This window comes from Profundicola chukchiensis (assembly GCF_029664245.1).
GTDB lineage: Bacteria > Bacteroidota > Bacteroidia > Flavobacteriales > Weeksellaceae > Profundicola > Profundicola chukchiensis.
Window position 1 is genome coordinate 170,070 of the sequence record NZ_JANAIE010000002.1, and the last position, 21,214, is coordinate 191,283.

Genomic DNA, 21,214 nt, shown 5'->3' on the forward strand with positions numbered 1-21,214 from the left:
GACTTTGGAGGAGTTGAAACCAGGCTAGCAAACATATCGCATACAAATACCTAGCATGAATGGGTTTTCGTTTGTATGAACAATGAAGGTAAAGCAGTAGAAAATATTAAGAAATATAATAAGCCTGTAATAAACCTAAAAACTAAACCTAGTATCTATAGTTTTACAACCTTTCATAAGGTTTTAAAAGTTATTAAGAAAGAAAAACCAGTTTTAGTGCACACTTCAGGTGCTGAAGCCAATTTTCATGGCATAATCGCAGCTAAAATAGCAGGCGTAAAAGTAATTATTGGTGAAGAAATTGGGATTCCTCAACATGGCTCTCAAGCAAAATTTATATATTCTACCATATATAAATTTGCTAATTATATTGTTGGCAATTCGCAACAAGTTCTAGATGTCGTGCATGAACAAGATAATCTCCCTTTTCAAAATTAGTTAAAATCGCCAATCCAATTATTTTCAAAGAAATCCCAACGAAGGAAATTAAGGATTTTAGTGATTATCAATTTAAATTACTCATGATATCGCGCCTAGAGCCTGTTAAAAACATTAAGGCTGTATTAAATGTGATGAAGCGTTTGGTGAAATTGAATCACAAGGTTCATTTAACAATTGCAGGAAGTGGAAGTTTAGATAAGGAATTACGCGATCAAGTAAAGCATCAAAAATTAGATAATCATGTCAATTTTATTGGTTTTATTACCGATCCATATCCTCACTTACTAACATCTGACTTATACGTATTAAATTCATTTACTGAAGGTTTCTCTAATTCATTAGTGGAAGCAATGTATAGTAGAACGCCAGCTCTAAGCACCTCAGTGGGATCAGTTCCAGAAATTATTAAGGACGGTGAAAATGGATTCCTAGTAGAACCCGACAATGAAGATTTGTTGGTTGATAAAATATTGGAGATAATGAAAACACCTAAAGGGCATTTACTACAAATAGGAAAATCAGGGCATAAAACTGTGGTTAATAATTTCTCATTGGAAAAACATATATTTGAATTAATGAAAATTTATAAAAATTAAGAATGAAAAAATATTGTTCATCACTTGGGACGGCCCACAAACTTCTTATATGGAAGGACTTTTTATGCCTATATTCCATAAAATTTCCAAATTAGATGATTTCAAGTTTCATGTGATGCAATTTACCTAGGCAGATCAGCAAAAATTAAATCAAATAAAAGCAGCAGCTCAAGAATATGGTATTCACTACATTTCTCAAACTATTCAAAGAAAACCAATGGTTAGTATAGGTAGTCTCTACACTTTATTTACTTCTAGTCATAAGATAGCACATTATATAAAGGATTTTGAAACTGTTATGCCAAATTAAAGAAAACCTAAATATTTTAAGGGATAAATATAAAAAAGCTCTTTAATACTTAAACTTAACACATATAGCTTTTGTGTTAAAAAACACCAACACTAAGTATGCAGAGTATTACTCCAATAAAACTAGAGGAATACTTATTATTTAGTGTCCCCACCAACGCTTGTAATGGGGCTGGAGGCAATTAGGATTACTTAAGTAGATTAAAAGAGGCATTTTTATTTGAAAATTAATCTACTACCTCCAACAATCGAGCTCTAACTTTCATTCAGAAGTGGAACAGTTTTAATAGGTTTGTAATAGGAGATAAAGCACTATCACATTTTTCATAAGAAAGTGCTGATAAATCTTATCTTTGCGAATTAAACATACTAATCAATGAAAAACAAAGTTTTAATTACAGGCGGCGCAGGCTTTATCGGCTCTAATTTAGCATTAAGATTAATCGATAAGGGATATGAAATTACAGTTTTAGACAATCTTTCTCCACAAATCCATGGTGAAGATCAAAACTCTAGTTTATATAACTCCATTAAAGACAAGGTTACTTTCATTCAAGGTGATGTTAGAAATAGAGAAGATTGGGAAAAAGCCTTAAAGGGTCAGCATAAAGTAATTCATTTGGCTGCTGAAACTGGTACAGGTCAGTCTATGTATGACGTTCAAAAATACATTGATGTGAATTGTAATGGAACTGGTATCTTTTTAGATTTATTAGTAAATACAGAACACGAAATAGATAAAGTGGTTGTTGCCTCATCGAGAGCAATTTACGGAGAGGGAAAATATCATTGTAAAGAACACGGAACGGTGTATCCTAATGAAAGAAAGGATGCTGATATGGCTCAAGGTGAGTTTGAACCCAAGTGTCCTGTTTGTAATAAAGATTTAGATTTAGTTCCGACTACAGAAGATTCTAAAATTCATCCATCTTCCGTTTATGGTATCACTAAACAGTTCCAAGAACAAACCGTATTAAATGTTTGTGGTTCTATTGGAATTAACTCAGTCGCTTTAAGATATCAAAATGTTTACGGACCAGGGCAATCACTTAAAAATCCTTACACAGGGATTCTTTCGATTTTTTCCACTCAAATTTTGAATGGGAACTCCATTAATATTTTTGAGGATGGTAAAGAAAGTAGAGACTTTGTATTTATTGATGATGTAGTAAACGCTACCATTATGGCTATGGAATCAACTTCTTCGGCCAATAAAAGTTATAACATCGGAACAGGCATTGGTACGAATGTATTAGAGGTGGCTAATGCCTTAAATGATATCTATGGAGCTCCCGTTGACATTAAGGTGACTGGTAATTATAGATTAGGAGACATCAGACATAATGTTGCTTCTTTAGACGCGGCTAAAAATGACTTCAACTTTATTCCTCAAGTAACCTTTAGCGAAGGGGTACAAAAGTTTGGTAACTGGGTTAAAACACAGAAAGTTGAGGAAGATAATTACCAGAAATCTATAGAGGAAATGAAGGCTAAAGGTTTATATAAATGAAAAAAGAATTAAAACCTTATACATTTTTTGCCTTAAATACCTTCGAAAAAGAAGGTGGAGGAACCATTAGAATGTATGGAATGTTAAATTCTTTAGCTGGAAAGGGACACCCCGTTACTTTAATTTCCAATGCAAAGGATCATTCTAAATTTCATTCGAACATTAGGCATATCCCAATAAACTATATCATTACACCAGAAGAAAAAAGAAAATTTCAATTTTTACTTTCTGCTCTTCCCCTATTCGTGGTTAATTGGTTTTTTAAAGACTTATTAAACCACCTCAAAGAGGTTTTCAAAAACTCGAGCTTAGAGAAAGTTTATTTCTTTGAGTATTTAGATAATAGTATAGGATATTGGCTTAAGAAAAACAAGGTAATTAATAGCTATATCAACGATTTACATGGAGTGGCTACCCTTGAATTTGACTTTCAGAGAAAGAACAAGACTTCATTAAAAGATAAAGCCATTCTAAATGCCAAATATCTTTCTGCTAAAAAACTAGATGAAAAAGTGTTAAAAGAAGCAGAATATAATATCTATGCGAGTAATGCCATGTTTGATTACTATGTTGAGCTTTATCCTCAACTGAGAAATCAAAAACTGGTAATTTTACCTTATTTATTACCTATAGAAGCTAGTGAAAGAGAGATTAATACAGAATTAGTAGAGAGTTTCAAACATCAATATCATATACAGCCCGACAACAAAGTAATTCTTTTTGCTGGGGCCTTTAAACTAACGGGAGGAGTTCTTGATTTAATTCAAGCGTTCCATAAGATATCAGCAAAACATGAAAATGCTATATTATTGTTGGTGGGTGATGGTTATGAATTCAATAATTGCCAAGCCTATGTAAGTCAACATAACTTAAAGAATAAGGTTATATTTACTGGTCGTACGCCGTACGATCATTTGGCATCCTATCAAGAATTAGCTGATGTTATTGTTTGTCCTGATAAAGACAATGTATTTTCTCAATTGATAATTCATGTGAAATATTTAGATTCCTTATTATCAAATAAACCAGTAATCAATGGTAGTTTTAAAAGTGTTATGGAATTAAATCCAGCTAAAAAGCTATCTTTGACCTTCGAACCCTCTAATATTGCCGATTTAGCCAACGAACTCGAAAATGCGTTGATCCATAATCAACAGTTAAAGGAAAAATATAAAAATAATCGCCAAGAGGTACTGTCAAGTTTAACTTATGCTACCTGGAGGGATGAATTTTAACTCTTCTCTTTAAACCAATTTAAATGGATTACATCTTTGTTCCCATCATATTAATTTTTGGCTTTGGCTTAAAGAGTAGGTATAAAATATTTACTGCAAAAGATCATATTTTATTAGATCAATTGTTCTTCTATCATATGATTATGTCATTTATATTTTACATTTATTTAAGACTTAATGGAGGGGATTCATTTTTATATTGGAATGGCGTAAAAAATGTTGACTTTTCCTTCTTCGCCAATTCATATATTAATAACCCTCGTCCCACAAGTACAATGTGGCTAATTAATTACATCCCATCTAATCTACTTAATTTAGATTTCTTTACGGGTTGTATACTATATGGTGTTTTTGGTTATTGGGGTATGCTCTATATCTTACTAACCCTAAAAAAGTTTTTTCCATTATTACATGATTTAAAGAAGATAAAAATACTCAACTTTTCTATTTTTCCGACTTTATTTTTTATGCCTAACTTTCATTTCTGGTCTGCTGGAGTTGGGAAAGATACTCTTTCATTTTTTGTGATATGTTTATGCATCTATGCTCTTCTTGATATTAAAAAAAAGATTTACTATGTCGTAATACCTGTATTACTTTTATACTTCATTAGACCTCATATTCTATTATTTTTATTCTCCGGACTAGCCGGGGCCTATTTACTTAAAAGCAAATTGCTTTTGTTTCAAAAAGTATTTATAGTTGCCATAGGTTTTGTATTATTTTTACCTCTTTTAAATTCTGTGTTGGAATTTGCTAATATAGACGCCGCAAATGTTGAGGCGTTCGATGAATTTAGCTCAAGTAAAGCTAGGGCATTATCAAAAGCTGGTTCTGGAGTTGATCTTGGTGCATTACCCTATCCTCTACAGGTATTAACTTTTCTATATCGTCCCCTATTTTTTGATGCCCATAACGTATTAGCTCTACTTGCTTCTGTAGAAAGTTTAATTTGGATTATACTTTCTGTAAATTTTTTTAGAAATCAACCCATCAAGGTGTTTAAACATAGTAATTACTTTATCTTAGGAGGTTTCCTCTTTTGGATTATTGGTGCCTTAGCCTTCGCTCCTTCCATGAGTAACTTGGGTATTATTATTCGAGAAAGAAATATGTTCCTTCCAGGATTTATAATTTTTGCAGTCGCTGGTTTATATAATACCCCGAAATTTAGGAAATATGAATGGTGGTTAAAATCTCAAGTTACCAATTCAACTGGTTTTAAAAGCTCAGTTAATAAGAAGCTTTAAATATTATTGAGTTAGGTTAGAACTTTTTATATTATGTTTTCTCACAAAAAAAACTATTTCAACCCATCTAATCATGTCTTAAAAAGGGCAAATCCTGTATTTTATATAGTTTCAATTTCTCATTTCTTAATAACCTATTTCGCATATAAGTTTATTAATCTATATTCGGGCGATGCTAAAAACTATTGGTTTATAACTAAATCCAAAGAAGATTTCATCAATTCAACCCCAATTCCTTTAAGAGAAGATCTACTTTATTATATAAATTATATCTTTACAAATAATCTTAATTTACCCTTTTGGTTTGGTTTTTTAATATACAGTTGCGTAGGTCTTTTAGGTATATGGATTTTATATAAAACAACACTTAAGCTAAATTCTTCAATTCAATATAAATGGATTTACATTCCACTTCTACTTTTGCCAAGTATACATTTTTGGACAAGTATGATAGGTAAAGAGCCTATATGTTTTTTGGGCATAAGCCTGGTATTCTATAGTTTAATAACTACAAAAGTTAAAACAACTCCCATTTTAATTGGGTTCATTTTATTAGCTCTTGTTCGTCCTCATGTAGGTATAATCTTAGCATTTTCTGTTATCCTTTCATTTCTAATTAAAAACAAAAAGATATCTATAAGCTATTTTTTGATGTTTATAACCTTCAGTGGAGCTAGTTTATACTTTTTGCTAAAATCGCATTGGTTAGAAAATTTCTCTCTAGATAACCTGCAATTCTTATTTCAAAAACATCATGAAGTTTTAAAAACTACGGATACCTACGTTCCTCTCGAGGAATATAATATTTTTTATAAAGTTTTCACCTTTTACTTTAGACCTTTGCCTTTTGAAATTAACAATCTATGGGGTTGGATTTCTGGGATTGAAAATCTTTTTAGTTTATTCATTTTTACTATTGGATTATATTCTATTTTTCAACTTATACGAAAGCGAAAATATGCCTTAAGTAAATTAGATATAAGCATTATTATCTTTTTCATAACTTTGGCTGGGGTATTTAGCTTAGCCTATTCTAATTTTGGTTTAATTGCGCGAATGAAAAATCAAAGTTTACCTTTTATGCTTATGCTTTGTATATATTGGATAGGCCTTTATTTTAATCAAAAAAAACATGGCAAAACCTAAATTAATTCGAGTTACCACAGTACCCATATCATTAGACAAATTACTAGAGGGACAACTCAAATTCATGTCAGAAACCTACGAAGTAATCGCGGTATCTTCTCCTGAGAATAACTACTTAAAGCAAATTGCAGAACGAGAAGGAGTAGCATTTCATCCTATCCCGCTGACTAGAGCAATTACTCCTATCCAGGACTTCAAATCTTTATGGGAAATGTATCGTTTCCTAAAAAAAGAGAAACCACAAATCATCCACTCACACACACCAAAAGCTGGTACTATAAGTATGTTAGCTGCTAAAATGGCTGGAGTTCCTATTCGTCTTCATACCGTTGCTGGTCTTCCCTTAATGGAAGCTACGGGACTAAAAAGAAAATTATTAAATACAGTTGAGAAAATTACTTATTGGGCAGCCACTAAAGTTTTACCCAATTCAGAAGGATTAAAAGAAATTATATTAAAAGAGGGGTTTACTAAAAATGAAAAGTTACATGTAATTGGAAAAGGAAGTTCTAACGGCATCGATACCTCTTATTTCGATCCTAATTTATTTAACGATGAAACAAAACATAAACTTAGAGAGTCTTTAAATATTCGAAAGCAAGATTTTGTATTTGTATTCGTTGGTAGAGTTGTTAAGGACAAAGGAATTGTGGAATTGGTTAATGCATTTAAGGCAATAAATGCAGAAAATATAAAACTTTTATTAGTTGGAACTTTTGAGCATGAATTAGACCCGCTTCCTCAAGAGATCATTTCAGAAATTGAAAATAGTCCTCATATTATACTGACAGGTTGGCAAAAAGATGTTCGTCCATATTTAGCTATTAGCGATGCACTCACATTTCCAAGTTATAGAGAGGGGTTTCCTAACGTAGTTATGCAAGCAGGGGCTATGGGGCTCCCTGCCATTGTTTCTAATATTAATGGATGTAATGAAATAATACATCATCACGAAAATGGATTAATCATTCCAGTAAAAGATAAAATACGCCTAGAACAAGCAATGCTTAATCTCTTGAAGGATCATACATTATATCATAATTTGAAATCACAAACTAGAAGCAATATTATAGAAAGATATGAACGTGATTATATTTGGCATAGTATTAGCACGTTTTATAAAAAATATTTAAATGGTCACTTCTAATATGTTTACCAAAATTAAATTTAATTCAGATTTAATCATAAAAGAATTTAAGACCGTATTAAGAATATTTTAGTTAGATATTAAAAAATTACATATATTTGCACAATAACTAAAAACATTATAACTATGAAGAATTATTTATTTTTTCTGTTAGCATTTTTCTTCGCTAACACTGCAATGCAAGCTGAAACATTAACTTGTACTGCTCCTGATGCATCAAGCATTACTTTAACAAGAACAGCTCCAAAAGTTGCTGTAATCTCGGGTGCTGATGCTAATTTAACTTACCAAATTAAGGCAAATCAACATGGAAACGGTTTTGATCGAGCTAGAACGATTAACAACATATCTATGCCACATACTCAAGGTGGTTTAAATTCAAGCATCGCTTATGACATTTGGATGAGAACGGATTGTGGTGATGGTACTTTCTCTGAGTGGGTTGGGCCATTATATTTACCTAAATATGGTGAAGTAGTTGAACCAGTATGTACTGCTCCAAATGCTGCAGATATTGTTTTGACAAGAACAAGCGCAACATCTGCTTCTTTTGATGGTGCTGATGCTAACTTTACATATGAAGTTAAAGCTAATAAACATGGGAATGGAATGGAATTAGCTCAAACAATTACTAACGTAAGTATGCCACATTCTCAAAGTGGATTGAATGCTGCTATTGCTTACGACATTTGGATCAGAAAGGATTGTGGTGATGGTACTTTTTCAGAGTGGGTAGGACCTCTTTACTTACCTAAATTTGGTGAAGTTATTGACCCAGTTGTTTGTACTGCTCCTAACGCTTCAGACATCGTTTTAACTAGAACTGGTGTTAAGAGTGCAACTATTGATGGTGCAAGTTCAGATTTCACTTATGAAGTAAAAGCTAATAAACAAGGAAATGGAATGGAATTAGCTCAAACATTAACTAATGTTACTATGCCTTACACTTTTAATCGTTTAAGTACACATAATATCGCTTATGACATTTGGATTAGAACCAATTGTGGAAATGGAGAGTTTTCTGAATGGACTGGTCCTTTAAGTTTACCAATGTATGCTTCAAACGCAAAAATTTCACCAAACCCTACAAATGGTTTAGTTAAAATTCAAAATGTAGATGCAGTTAACGTACAAGTTTTCGGTATGACAGGTAATTTAGAATTATCATCTAAAGTGATGAATAACGAAGTTAACCTATCAAATTTGAAAAATGGCCAATATATCATGCAAGTTACAGATGCAAATGGTAAGGTTACTACAACCAAATTAATGAAGAAATAATAATTTCACTTATTATATTTAAACCACCTCAATAGAGGTGGTTTTTTTTTACACAAATATTAAATACTTAATTCCACTACCGAGCCAATATCAAAATGATAAATAATTTTGTTTAATATTATTTATTTACTATATTTGATATGAAAACATTAACTAACAAATTTACTCATTATGAAAAATTATCTATTCATTATGCTGTCTATGCTATTTATTGGCCTAACAGCACAGGAAACGCAAGCTACTTGTTCAACCCCTACCGATGTACAAATCCAACGATTTAGTGACAACCATGCAGCCATGACCGCTTTTGGTGGAACAAATTATGATTTGTATGTGAAACCCACCGGTTATCCAGCTCCAAGAAATACTACACCTGGAAGAGCTGGTTATAGGAACATAACAATGCCCTTAAGCTCTCTTGCTTTATTATCGCAATATGGTTATGATCTTTACATCAGAACAATATGTGAAGACTCTAAATCAAATTGGTCGGGTCCGCACTTAATTGCCACCTATGAAGAATGTAACAACCCAACTGGAGTTTCAGTTTCAAGAATTGATGCTAACACAGCAAGTATAACAACAGATCCAGGAATACACGATGCTTGGATAGTTGAAGCTGGAGAAGCTGGACCTACTGATATTTGGTCAATTCCTACAGTTCAGGACTTTAATACTAATCATTCGGAAGGTGGATTAGAATCTTCTAAATCTTATGATGTATGGGTTCGAAAACAATGTAACCCTAGTCAAGTATCAGACTGGGAAGGACCGTACAATATTCCTGCTTTCACACCTGAATGTACTGAACCAACTAATGTATTATTAACTAGAACAAGCCCAACAACAGCAACATTGGAAGGACCTGAGGAGTTTTTCACTTATCAAGGCTCAGCTAATCGTCCAGGAAGACCATTAAGAGCGAGACCTCTGTATGGCATGAATAACATGAGCATACCTCATACACAACATCATCTAGTGCCAGCTTATGATTATGATGTATGGCTTAGAACTGATTGTGGCGATGGAACTTTCTCTAATTGGACGGGACCATTCTATTTACCAACCTATAATGCTGGACTAAAGGAATTAGTAATCTCACCAAATCCCGCTTCACAGTTGATTAGATTTGATGGAATTAAAGTTTCTAAAGTGGAAATCTTTAATATGAACGGAAAGCTAGAAATAAGTAGCTTTGTTACAAGTAATGAACTTAATATTGAAAAATTAACTCCTGGTCAATATATAATTCATGCTACAGACGCACAAGGAAATGTTACTACATCTAAATTGATGAAGAAATAAGGATTAATTCTTATCTAAATATAAAGCCACCTCTTGCGAGGTGGCTTTTTTTGTTGGCGGTAATTAAAGTAGTTTAATTGTTGTTCAAGTGGTTTAAAAGTAGTTTAAAATTGTTTAATTGTTTTAAAGGTGTTTAAGTTCCTCTCTGGTATACAAACGCAAGCTGTCACTCTGAACTCGATTCAGAGTCTCTGATAAAGGTGGTTTAAATGTTGTTTAAAAATAGTTTAATTAGTTTAAAGTTCGCTTAACGTGAATGTCTCTTGTCAGGCTGAGTAATTTTGTGAAATAAAATTGGATCGAAGTCTTGGACAAGAGGAGAGCGAAGTGCGTCAAACCCCTTTTCTGTCGACATTTCGATACATTTTTATCTCAGGAGAAAAACACTCAAGGTGACAGAAAAGAACTAAATTTTACACACTACACTTTAAAATAAATTAACCCCTCAGTCCTACGGACAGCTCCCCTTAAAAGAGGAGCAGCTACTTAGCTTCTAAACTTTAAATTAAAGAACAAATACATTCTACGTATAACAAGACTAGATTCCGGATCAAGTCCGGAATGACATACATCTACATAACAGAATAAATCTAAACCCGTAGCGTCACTCTGAACTTGATTCAGAGTCTTCGACACAGGTGGCTTAAAGTAGTTTAAAATTGCTTAATTAGTTTAAAGGTTAACCACCTAAATCCTCTTGTCAGGCTGAGTAATTTTGTGAAACAAAATTGTATCGAAGCCTTGGACAAGAGAGGAGCGAAGTGCGACAATCCCAATTCTGTCGACATTTTGAAACATTTTTATCTCAGGAGAAACCCTCCTCCATGTGACAGAAAACATCGTAGATGCTGAATCAAGTTCAGCATGACATATACCTTGCTTTAAAAATAAAACTTATAAAAACATTAGCCCCCTTCCAGGCGACATTTCGATACAAATATTTCTTAGGCAAAATCCTTTTCCATATCATAGAAAAACTCTACACTCTACACCCTAAACCAAATACTAAAAACCAACTACTAACGACCATCCTCCCTACACCCTCCACCCTAAACGAAGTACTAACTACCAAATACCGTCTACCACCTTACCTACACTCTACACTCTACACTCTACACCCTCCACTCTAAACTCTACACCAAAATAGCATATTTCTATAATTATGATTAATTTTGAAGCATGAAAATAGCTGTCGTAGGAACGGGGTATGTTGGACTCTCCAATGCCATATTATTGGCGCAACATAATGAAGTGGTCGCTTTAGATATTGTTCAAGAAAAAGTGGACATGCTCAATCAAAAGCAATCTCCTATTGAAGATTCAGAAATTATTAGATTTCTAACAGAAAAGAAACTAAACTTTAGAGCTAGTTTAGATCCTAAAGAGGCTTATCAAAATGCTGATTTTGTAATTATTGCCACCCCTACGGATTACGATACCAAAACCAATTACTTTGATACGAGTAGCGTTGAAAAAGTAATGCAGGATATCATTAAAATTAATCCTGAAGCAGTGGTTATTATTAAATCTACAGTTCCTGTTGGATTTACAAAAGATCTTAAGGAGAGATTAAATTTTGATAACATCATATTCTCTCCAGAGTTCCTAAGAGAAGGTAAAGCTTTATACGATAATCTTTACCCGTCCAGAATTATTGTAGGCGAAAAAAGCGATAGAGCTGAGAAGTTTGCGGAACTTTTACAGGAAGGTGCAATAAAAAAAGACATCGACGTACTCTATACAGAACCTACGGAAGCAGAAGCTATTAAGTTATTCTCTAACACTTACTTAGCCATGCGTGTAGCCTATTTTAATGAATTGGATAGTTATGCTCAGATTCATGGATTGAATAGCAAACAAATTATTGAAGGCGTTGGTTTAGATCCTCGAATTGGAACGCATTATAATAATCCATCTTTTGGTTATGGAGGTTATTGTTTACCTAAAGATACTAAACAACTTTTGGCAAATTATGAGACCGTACCTAATAATTTAATACGAGCGATTGTTGACGCGAATAGAACACGTAAAGACTTTATAGCGGATTCTATTTTAGCTAAAAAACCAAAGATTGTTGGTATTTATCGCTTGATTATGAAAACTGGTTCTGATAACTTCAGAGCTTCGGCGATACAAGGTGTTATGAAACGCATTAAGGCAAAAGGAATTGAGGTAATCGTCTATGAACCGGTGTTGGAAGAAGAGACTTTTTATGGATCTCGAGTCTTACGCGATTTAAACCAATTCAAGCAAGAGGCTGATGTCATCGTCATGAATCGTTATTCTGAAGATTTATCTGATGTTATGGATAAAGTTTACACAAGGGATTTATTCGGGAATGATTAACACCAAAAAGTTTATCACATAAACCAAGAAAGAAAATAGGTAGAGCCTTAACACTACATTCTCCATCTCAACAACCACTAAAAATTAATCATCCCAGCAGCTACGGTTTCATTCGTCGTTTCATCGATTAGAATAAGCGAACCGGTGATTCTATTGTCTCTATATTCGTCGGCAAAGATAGGTTTGGTAGCTCTTAGGCGAACACGAGCGATATCGTTCACACCCAACTGACTTACATCTTCTGATCGACTCAACGTATTGACATCGATTTTATAGACTATTTCCTTAATCATCGCTTTTACTTCATTCGAAGTATGTCTCAAATAGTATTTAGCTCTTGGATTTGAAGGTTTGGTGTTCAACCAACAAAGCATAATGTCTAAATCTTGAGTAGCTTGAGGCTGGTTATTTTTCTTCACCAACATATCACCCCTACTCACATCTATATCGTCTTCTAAGGTCACCGTTACCGACATTGGTGGATATGCTTCTTCTAAATCTCCATCAAATGTATGAATCGATTTTACCGTGCTTTCAAATCCAGAGGGTAAAATATTCACCACATCTCCTACGCGAATTGTTCCGCTTGCCACACGACCTGCATAACCTCTAAAATCATGAAACTCATCAGAATGCGGACGTATCACTGTTTGCACCGGAAATCTCATATCAATATAATTCTCATCGCTCGCAATGTGAATGGTTTCTAAGGTACTCAACAAACTTCGTCCATCGTACCACGGCATATTTTCACTTTTCTCTACCACATTATCTCCGTGCAAAGCAGAAATCGGAATAAAACGAACATCTTTGGTCGTCATTTTATAAGCAAATGCCTCATATTCCTTAACCACCTTATTGTATTCTTCCTCACTGTAATCCACCAAATCCATTTTATTGATGCAAACAATAATGTGTGGAATTTGTAATAGCGAAGCAATGAAAGAATGTCGCTTGGTTTGTTCGATAACGCCTATACGAACATCTACCAAGATTAGGGCTAGATTAGCTGATGATGCTCCCGTTACCATGTTTCTTGTGTACTGAATATGTCCAGGTGAGTCTGCTATAATGAACTTCCTTTTCGGTGTTGAGAAATATCTGTAAGCAACATCAATGGTGATACCTTGTTCTCTTTCATCACGCAGTCCATCGGTTAGCATCGATAAATCTATATGATTTAATCCTTTACTTTGAGATGATTTCTCAATGGCGCTCATTTGATCTTGAAAAATCGACTTTGAGTCATATAAAAGCCTTCCGATTAAGGTACTTTTCCCATCATCTACACTTCCGGCGGTGGTAAATCTCAATAATTCACGTTCGTTGTTATTCATTTTGATGCGTTTATGGATTAAAAATAACCTTCTTTCTTACGATCCTCCATGGCTGTATCGCTTCTCTTATCATCGGCTCTGTTGCCTCTTTCTGTCGTTCTCAAAGTTGAAACCTCAGCCACAACTTTTTCTAAAGTATCGGCGTCTGATTCAATTCCACCTGTAATGGTGATGTCACCTAAAGTTCTAAACCTAACTTTCTTGGTCACATATTCTTCTCCTTCTCTTAAGGTCAAAAACTCTGATGCTGGAATCCAAGAGTCATTTCTCCAAACTACTTGTCTTTCTTTTGCAAAGTATAATGGTGGAAGCTCAATGTCTTCTTCTAGGATATAATTCCAAATGTCCATTTCGGTCCAGTTAGAAATCGGAAATACTCTAAAATGCTCTCCCATGTTTTTTCTACCGTTGAAGATATTCCATAATTCTGGCCTTTGATTTTTTGGATCCCATTGTCCAAAATCATCACGATGAGAGAAAAATCTTTCTTTTGCCCTCGACTTTTCTTCGTCGCGTCTTGCTCCACCCATACATGCATCAATCTGATGTTCTTCTATGGCATCTAACAGCGTAGTGGTTTGAAGAATGTTTCTGCTAGCGTTAATCCCGGTTTCTTCTGCCACTCTACCATCATCAATGGACTTTTGAACAGAACCAACGATGAGCCTCGCTCCTATTTTATCAATCAACTTATCTCTAAATTCAATCGCTTCAGGGAAGTTATGTCCTGTATCTATGTGCATTAAAGGAAATGGAATTTTAGCAGGAGAAAAAGCCTTACGCGCTAAATGTGTCAACACAATTGAATCCTTACCACCTGAAAATAAAATCACCGGATTGTCGAATTGAGCATAAACCTCACGAATCACATAAATAGATTCCGCTTCAAGTTCTTTTAAATAGGATAATACTTTTGACATATATTATAGTTGATGTTCAATATTTTCTAAGGCTAGTTTTAACAATTTAGCCAAACTTTCTTCTTGAGTTTCTTCTCCGGTTTTAAGCACTAAATCATTTTGCTCTGGCACTTCAAAAGGAGAATCAATTCCTGTAAATTGCTGAATCTCTCCTGCTCGTGCCTTGGCATATAATCCCTTCACATCTCTCGACTCACAAACCTCTAAAGGACTGTCCACAAAGACATGCAAAAAGTTATCAGCACCAATAATTTCTTTAATTTTAATTCTGTCGGCTTCAAAAGGTGTGATAAATGCGGCAATGACAACTATCCCGGCATCCACAAACAACTTAGCCACCTCAGAAATTCGCCTTAAGTTCTCTTTACGATCCTCATCCGAAAACTTTAAATCTTGATTTAATCCTAAGCGAATATTATCTCCATCCAAAACATAGGTTTTAAAGCCCTTTTGATGAAGTTCAACTTCGAAACTATTCGCCAAAGTTGATTTCCCGGAACCAGACAAACCACTTAACCAAATAACTTTAGCTTGATGCTTATGCAAATGTTCACGATTAGAACGATTGACCTTATAATCTTGTCGGTGAATATTCTCTGACATAAGCTTAGTTAAAAAATCGATTTCCCACTACAAACCAAGGATTAAGTAAATTTTCCTTGTTGTAGATTAATTCTTGATCTGTTCCAGCTTGTAAAACTTTAACCCCAGCCGCATGGCAAATAGCGTGTCCTGCAGCTACATCCCATTCCATGGTTGGCGCATATCTCGGATAAACATCAGCTTTAGCTTCAGCTACCATACATATCTTTAACGAGCTTCCAGCAGAAATGGTTTCGATTGAAGATACACCTTCTGTATTTTTAATTTTATCTATAAATGCTTCTGTTTCTAGAGTTAAATGAGAACGACTTGCTACAACAACAACTTCTGAAGTAGGTTGTTTCGCTTGAAGTTGGATTTTATCAACTTTATCTAAATCTGCTTTGCTTTCTACGTTCAGCATTTTAAACGCAGCTTCCTCACTTCCAAAAAACAATTCCTTCTTCACAGGAACATAAATAACACCTAAGACAGGGATTCCATCCGAAATTAAGGCAATATTTACCGTAAACTCTCCATTTTTCTTAATGAACTCTTTCGTACCATCAAGAGGATCTACCAACCAAAATTGCTTCCAGTCTTTTCGTTCTGCATAAGGAAGTTGTTGGTTTTCTTCACTAATAATGGGAATGTCTAATGTATTTAAATAAGACATAATCACTTGATTCGACTTTTGATCAGCTTGCGTCAAGGGTGATTGATCTTCTTTATAATCCACCTCAAAATCCGTGTCGTATATTTTCAAGATTTCCCGACCTGCTTCTATGGCAGCTTCTTGGGCTAATCTTAAGAGTGAAGTCGTGTCTTTCAAGTTTATAATTTTAAACAAAAATAGCATAAATCTTAATCCCCACCAATTTAGTGGGGATTAAAAATAGATAAGTTTAAATTCCTGAAGTTTAAGTTTTTGAAGCATAAAAAAACTGCCTTAAAAAGCTTACTTCTTAAGGCAGTTAAAATATTTATTTATAACTAATGATTAGTTTTTTATTTCGGATTCAGCAATAGGATATTTCTCTCCAGTCTTACCATATCTCGCTCTAAACTTCAATCCATTGACTAAATATTGAAGAATTGGAACGATCACCAAGGTTAAGAAAGTCGCGAAAATTAATCCATAAATTACTGTTTTCGCTAAAGGTCCCCAGAACATCACGTTATCCCCTCCGATATAAATATCTGGATTGTAATCCATCAATAAACCTTGGAAGTCGATATTTAATCCTGTTGCTAAAGGAACTAATCCTAAAACAGTTGTGATAGCGGTCAACAATACCGGTCTTAATCTAGATTTACCCCCGTTGATTACGGAATCTTTCATATCTTCTAAAGGCAACATTACATCTTCTGGAATCGCCAATCTACGCTTTTTACGATCGATTAAAAGCTGTGTATAATCAATCAATACAATCGCGTTGTTTACCACAATTCCGGCCAAGGAAATAATTCCCATCATCGTCATCATAATTACGAAATCATCGCCCATAACAATTAAACCTAAGAATACGCCAATAAAACTTAATAAGACCGAAAGCATAATAATCACAGGTTTCGAAACTGAGTTAAATTGTGCTACAATAATTAAGATAATTCCTGCTAATGCCATTAGTAAGGCGCTTAATAAAAAGGACATATTCTCTTCTTGTTGCTCTTGCTCACCCGTAAATTCATAGCTCATGTCTTTAGGTAATTTGTAATTCGCATTACTTAAAGTCGACTTAATATTATTTACCGTTTCAGTTGGATTAAAATCTCCAATTACGTTAGAATATAAAACAATGGTTCTCTCATAACCTCTACGTTTAATCTTAGAGAATTGTTTACCCATTTCCTTTGACGTAATCGAAGAAATTGGAATCTGCAAAATCTGTCCTGTTGAAGGATTAGTGAAGGTAATCGGCTGATTGAATACGATATTTTCATCAAATCTTTGAGCCTCGTTTAATCGAATATTGATTGGATAATCATCGTCGTCACCTTCTGGACGGTATCTTGAAACCTCATAACCATAAATAGACTGACGAAGAGTTCCTCCTACCATTTCGTTAGTGATTCCCATAGAACCAGCTAGTTCACGATTTACGTTAATTCTCAGCTCTGGTATATCACGACTCACATCGATTTTAAGCTCTTCAATTCCTTGGATTCCTGCTTCATCTATGAACGCTTGCATCTTTTCTGCTTCATCCATCATAGCGTTATAATCCTGTCCTTTGATTTCAATGTTAATTGGATATCCCGCAGGTGGTCCAACATCGTCTTTTTCTACGGTAATAGAAGCTCCAGCAATTCCCTTCACATTCTTTCTAACTTCTTCTAAAACTTCAGAACTCTTCTTACCACGTCTATATTTAAACTCTCGCAAGGAAACTGTCACCTTACCTTTGTGTGGAATCTCAGCCGCCGAACCCGCATCGGTTTGAGGGTTTCCTGCTCCTTCTCCAACTTGGGCAACAATAGCCTCAGCCATGTAATTGTAAGGCTCTCCGTCTTTTTCAACGATATAATTATCTAAAACCTCGATAACTTCAGATTCTACTTGCTTCGTAATTTCGTTGGTCTTTTCAATATCGGTTCCTTCAGGATATTCGATGTAGACAATAATTTGGTTAGGTTCATTTTCTGGGAAGAACAATACTTTTGGTTGAACTAACATCAAAAGAGCGATACTTAAAACAAATAAAACCACCATCCCAAGCATCATAAAAACTGGACGTTTTCCGTGTAGAGACCAAGTCAAGAAGTCTTTGTATTTTTCTTCTAAGAATGGTAAACCTTTATCTTGCAACCAAATGCTCCAAGGGTAAAGAAACAACTCATACACCCAAGCCATAATTCCGAAGAAAATACCTAGGTTTCCTAAAACTCTTAAAACTCCTATCTCAAAAATATAACCAGCAACTACCAATATAGCTCCAACGATTAATAAAATAAGTGAGTTTCTAATTAGTTTTTTCTTATTCGGTTCTTTCTTGTCCTCCGCCTCTGTGTGCATAAACTCAGAGGTCAACATAGAGTTAATAATTAATGCCACAAATAAGGATGATCCTAATACAACAGATAGCGTCATCGGGAAAACCATCATAAATTTACCCATCATTCCTGGCCATAAAGCCAATGGGAAGAATGCCGCTAAAGTGGTAGCTGTTGATGCAATAATAGGCCAAGCAATTTCACCAACACCTTGTATCGCTGCTTGTTTTCGAGTATATCCCTGATTCATTAAGGAATATACGTTCTCGACGACCACAATTCCATTATCCACCAGCATTCCTAGTCCCATCACAAGACCAAACAAAACCATGGTGTTCAAGGTTACGCCCATGAAGTTTAATATCATTAAAGACATTAACATCGACAATGGAATCGCCATTCCTACGAAGCTGGCGTTTCTAAGTCCTAAGAAGAACATTAAAACTCCAACTACCAGAATTACCCCAAATAAAATATTATTAATCAAGTCATTTACTTGGTTTTCAGTTTTTGGAGCTTGGTTGTTGGTAATCGTGATTTCCACATCTGTAGGTAGATATTCCAATTTAGCCGCATCAATTAATCCTTCAATTTGCGCAATGGCTTCAATCATGTTTTCACCACTTCGCTTTTTGATATCCATCATGATTACCGGCTCTAGAGACTCTCTCGCATAGGTAGTTTTATCTTGCTCCCTGAAAATAACTTCAGCAATATCTCTTAGATAAACCACACCATCTTTTTCTTTTACCGAAATACCTAACAAATCATCTGGTGAAGAAATCTCTCCTACCACACGAATATTCAGACGTTGTTGTTCGTTAATGATGTTACCACCTGAAATGGTTTTGTTATCACCTGAAATAGATTGAGCTACATCGTTAAAACTAACTTGTGATGCACCCATTTTATAAACATCCAGCGCTACTTCCACCTCTTTATCATTCACCCCACGAATCGGAGCTTCTTTAATGGCTTGTAGATTTTCGAAATCATCTTGTAAACGCTCGGCATAGTCTTTTAACTGTTGAAGCGAGTATTTACCTGTAATATTAATATTCGCAATAGGAAATTCCTCTGCAATATTTAAGTCAAAAACATTCGGCTCAACTTTAGCTCCCGTATCTAATGTCGGGAAATCGGCGTTGGCCTTTACTTGATCAACTTTATCTTTAATATCGATTTTAGCCGTTTCTAATGGAACATCATCATGAAACTCAACGATAGTCATGGCATAATCATTAAAGGAAGTAGAAACCACATCCTTAATCCCCGACACCCCTCGAATCTCTTTCTCGATAGGTTCGGTAATGAATTTCTCTACATCTTCTGCCGAGTTACCAGGATAAACCGATGAAATATACACCTTATTATCAATCACCTCTGGGAAAGATTCCCGAGGCATACTAGTAAACGCCATGATTCCTCCTACCAAAATTATCGCCATGATTACATAGACGGTAATTTTGTTTTGGATGGCCCATGTAGAAATCGAGAAACTTTTGTCTCCTTCTTGCTCTATGGGCTTATTATTTTTAATATCTGACATAGCTATTTATTATTTAGACCTAAGAACTCTATCACCTTCTTGCAACTTGCCTGGTCCTTCGGTGATGATGATTTGTCCTGCTTTAATTCCGTTTAATACCTCAACTTGTCCGTTAGATTCTGGACCGATTTCAACATAAACTTTTTTGGCGATACCTTCTTTCCCTTGAATCTGCTCAATGACAAACACAAACTTACCTTCGCTATCTTCTCTCACAACGCTTTGTGGTAAAACAATCGCGTTTTCTGAGGTATAATCATTTAATTGAAGCTCAGCATTAAGGTTAGGCTTCACCAAACCATCTTTATCTGGAATTGGAACTTCTACTCTGAAGGTTCTATTTCCTGGATTAATCGATGAACTGATTAGACTCACTTGAGAATCAAAAGTTCGCTCTAAGGCTGGTAAGGCAATTTTAGCTAAAGTTCCTTTTTGGATTTGAGCCAAATAATTCTCTGGAACATTCGCTACCGCTTTTACTGTACTTGGGTTCACCAATCTAATTACTGGCGTACCTGGCGAAACAGCCTGTCCACTTTGGGTAATAACTTGTTCTACTCTACCGCTAAATGGAGCAACCAAACGGGTTTTAGCTAATTGAGCTTGAGTTCCAGAAACTCCTTTTTGAGCCGCTGATACTTGTTGCTTAGCTGCTAAAACTTGTTTTTGAGAGGTTTCGTAATTGGTTTTAGCTTGTAAAAACTGCATTTCTGAACCAATTTTCTGATTCCACAAACTTTGTTGTCTTTCGAAAGTAGTTTTCGCTAAATCTCTCTGAATCTCCGCTTGCTGTAATTGAGCTCTCGCTTGATCTACTTGAATTTTAGCTTGATTTAATTGATCACTCAATCCGCCATCTGAAATCGTTCCAATCAACTGACCTTTTCTAACAAAGCTTCCTTCTTTTACCATCAAACGAATCACTCCACCATATTCTGGCGTTACTTGAACGTCTTGTTCTGTTTCTATATTCGCTTGTATCTTGATGAAATGATGATATAAAGTATCTTTAGAAACTATATCCTTCACCAATTTAGCTGCTTTAGGATCTAACTCCGCCACTCTTTCATTTAATAAGCCCACCATGCTTTGTAAACTATCGGCTTGGGCTCTTAACTGATCTCTTTTGGTTTTAACTTGTGCTAAATCTCCATTTTCAATGATATCTTCAAAAGACTGTTCTTGCTTGCTTTGGCAAGAGAACAAGATAGCACCGGTGAGTATAAATAATATTTTTTTCATTTTAATTGATCTGCTTGTTATTCT

The 21,214-nt window shown here is 34.7% G+C and carries 16 protein-coding genes; 10 read left to right on the top strand and 6 right to left on the bottom strand.

Features of this window, described 5'->3' with window-relative positions; translation table 11 throughout:
- The first annotated feature begins 75 nt into the window (after positions 1–75).
- From NLM59_RS03040 to NLM59_RS03085, 10 genes are all read left to right on the top strand, one after another.
- Entirely contained in the window at positions 76–438 is a 363-nt protein-coding gene (locus NLM59_RS03040; RefSeq protein ID WP_304416270.1) for a glycosyltransferase family protein, read from the top strand.
- A gap of 47 nt (positions 439–485) precedes the next feature.
- Positions 486–1,037, top strand: a complete 552-nt coding sequence (locus tag NLM59_RS03045; RefSeq protein WP_304416520.1) for a glycosyltransferase — start codon at positions 486–488, stop codon at positions 1,035–1,037.
- Positions 1,038–1,722: 685 nt separating this feature from the next.
- Entirely contained in the window at positions 1,723–2,856 is a 1,134-nt protein-coding gene (locus NLM59_RS03050; RefSeq protein WP_304416271.1) for an SDR family NAD(P)-dependent oxidoreductase, read from the top strand.
- Entirely contained in the window at positions 2,853–4,091 is a 1,239-nt protein-coding gene (locus tag NLM59_RS03055) for a glycosyltransferase family 4 protein (protein ID WP_304416272.1), read from the top strand. Before NLM59_RS03050 ends, NLM59_RS03055 begins: the two co-directional genes overlap by 4 nt.
- A gap of 23 nt (positions 4,092–4,114) precedes the next feature.
- Entirely contained in the window at positions 4,115–5,341 is a 1,227-nt protein-coding gene (locus NLM59_RS03060; RefSeq protein WP_304416273.1) for a hypothetical protein, read from the top strand.
- A 33-nt stretch (positions 5,342–5,374) separates the two neighbouring features.
- Positions 5,375–6,487 carry a hypothetical protein gene (locus NLM59_RS03065; RefSeq protein ID WP_304416274.1) on the top strand — a complete coding sequence of 371 codons (1,113 nt, stop codon included), beginning with the start codon at positions 5,375–5,377 and terminating at the stop codon, positions 6,485–6,487.
- Entirely contained in the window at positions 6,474–7,634 is a 1,161-nt protein-coding gene (locus NLM59_RS03070) for a glycosyltransferase family 4 protein (protein WP_304416275.1), read from the top strand. Before NLM59_RS03065 ends, NLM59_RS03070 begins: the two co-directional genes overlap by 14 nt.
- 126 nt (positions 7,635–7,760) lie before the next feature.
- On the top strand, positions 7,761–8,915 hold the full coding sequence (locus NLM59_RS03075; protein ID WP_304416276.1) for a T9SS type A sorting domain-containing protein: 1,155 nt from the start codon (positions 7,761–7,763) through the stop codon (positions 8,913–8,915).
- A gap of 171 nt (positions 8,916–9,086) precedes the next feature.
- Positions 9,087–10,220: a T9SS type A sorting domain-containing protein gene (locus tag NLM59_RS03080; protein WP_304416277.1), complete on the top strand. Its 1,134-nt coding sequence runs from the start codon at positions 9,087–9,089 to the stop codon at positions 10,218–10,220.
- A 1,179-nt stretch (positions 10,221–11,399) separates the two neighbouring features.
- On the top strand, positions 11,400–12,566 hold the full coding sequence (locus NLM59_RS03085; RefSeq protein ID WP_304416278.1) for a nucleotide sugar dehydrogenase: 1,167 nt from the start codon (positions 11,400–11,402) through the stop codon (positions 12,564–12,566).
- 77 nt (positions 12,567–12,643) lie between these two features.
- Here NLM59_RS03085 and cysN read toward each other — a convergent pair whose 3' ends face one another.
- The 6 genes from cysN to NLM59_RS03115 all read right to left on the bottom strand — a co-directional run bounded on the left by cysN (position 12,644) and on the right by NLM59_RS03115 (position 21,190).
- Positions 12,644–13,903, bottom strand: a complete 1,260-nt coding sequence (gene cysN, locus NLM59_RS03090; protein WP_304416279.1) for a sulfate adenylyltransferase subunit CysN — start codon at positions 13,901–13,903, stop codon at positions 12,644–12,646.
- A gap of 17 nt (positions 13,904–13,920) precedes the next feature.
- Entirely contained in the window at positions 13,921–14,823 is a 903-nt protein-coding gene (gene cysD / locus NLM59_RS03095; protein ID WP_304416280.1) for a sulfate adenylyltransferase subunit CysD, read from the bottom strand.
- Positions 14,824–14,826: 3 nt separating this feature from the next.
- On the bottom strand, positions 14,827–15,426 hold the full coding sequence (cysC, locus tag NLM59_RS03100; RefSeq protein WP_304416281.1) for an adenylyl-sulfate kinase: 600 nt from the start codon (positions 15,424–15,426) through the stop codon (positions 14,827–14,829).
- 4 nt (positions 15,427–15,430) lie between these two features.
- Positions 15,431–16,237 (bottom strand): 3'(2'),5'-bisphosphate nucleotidase CysQ, encoded by an 807-nt coding sequence (gene cysQ, locus NLM59_RS03105; protein WP_304416282.1) that lies wholly within the window; start codon positions 16,235–16,237, stop codon positions 15,431–15,433.
- 168 nt (positions 16,238–16,405) lie between these two features.
- Complete coding sequence (locus tag NLM59_RS03110; protein WP_304416283.1) at positions 16,406–19,948, bottom strand: efflux RND transporter permease subunit; 3,543 nt, start codon at positions 19,946–19,948, stop codon at positions 16,406–16,408.
- A 9-nt stretch (positions 19,949–19,957) separates the two neighbouring features.
- A complete protein-coding gene (locus NLM59_RS03115) occupies positions 19,958–21,190 on the bottom strand; it encodes an efflux RND transporter periplasmic adaptor subunit (protein WP_304416284.1) in 1,233 nt (410 codons plus the stop codon).
- Between the last annotated feature and the right edge of the window lie 24 nt (positions 21,191–21,214).